The sequence below is a fragment of the Brevundimonas sp. genome (genome assembly GCF_046293315.1).
In the GTDB taxonomy this organism is placed as follows: Bacteria; Pseudomonadota; Alphaproteobacteria; order Caulobacterales; family Caulobacteraceae; genus Brevundimonas.
On record NZ_JBKBPF010000059.1, the window covers coordinates 1 to 706 of the forward strand.

Genomic DNA, 706 nt, shown 5'->3' on the forward strand with positions numbered 1-706 from the left:
CGCTGCCCACCGACACTGTTGACTGGGAGGCCGAGCTGGTCGTGGTCATCGGACGTGAGGCCCGTCAGGTCACCGCTGCCCACGCCTGGCAGTACGTCGCGGGTCTGACGATCGGCCAGGACTACTCCGAACGGACCCGTCAGCTCGTGGCGCCCGCCCCGCAGTTCAGCCTCGGCAAGTCCTTCCCCGGCTTCGCCCCGATCGGCCCCGCCGTGGTGACGCCGGACGAGCTGGACAACCCCGACGACCTGGGGATCGGGTGCAGCATCAACGGTGAGCAGGTTCAGAAGGGTCGCACCGCTGACCTCATCTTCTCCGTGCCGGTGCTGATCGAGCGACTCTCCGCAGTGCTGACGCTTCAGCCGGGCGACCTGATCTTCACCGGCACCCCCAGCGGTGTCGGTGGTGGTCGGACACCGAAGCGGTTCCTCGTGCCCGGCGAGGGGGTCGTCACCTGGATCGAAGGCCTCGGCGAACTGCGTCAGACCTGCGTACCCGGTACCCCCTACGCCACGGCGTCCTCCTAGTCTCGAACTGTCAGTAAGGACTGAACACCATGCCCCTGCACCGACTCACCTCGATCACCGTCGGCGTCCCGAACGTCGAGGAGACTGCCGCCTACTACACCGACTTCGGTCTCACCCCACTGGGAGGGAACGCGTTCGCCACTGCCGACGGCGGGGAGCAGTTCAAGCTGGCGCACGCT

The 706-nt window shown here is 67.3% G+C and carries 1 protein-coding gene; it reads left to right on the plus strand.

Going from position 1 to position 706, the window contains the following annotated elements; translation table 11 throughout:
- On the plus strand, positions 1-527 hold a 527-nt coding region (locus tag ACK4SE_RS14005), incomplete at its 5' end, for a fumarylacetoacetate hydrolase family protein (protein ID WP_409693938.1).
- Positions 528-706: the final 179 nt, after the last annotated feature.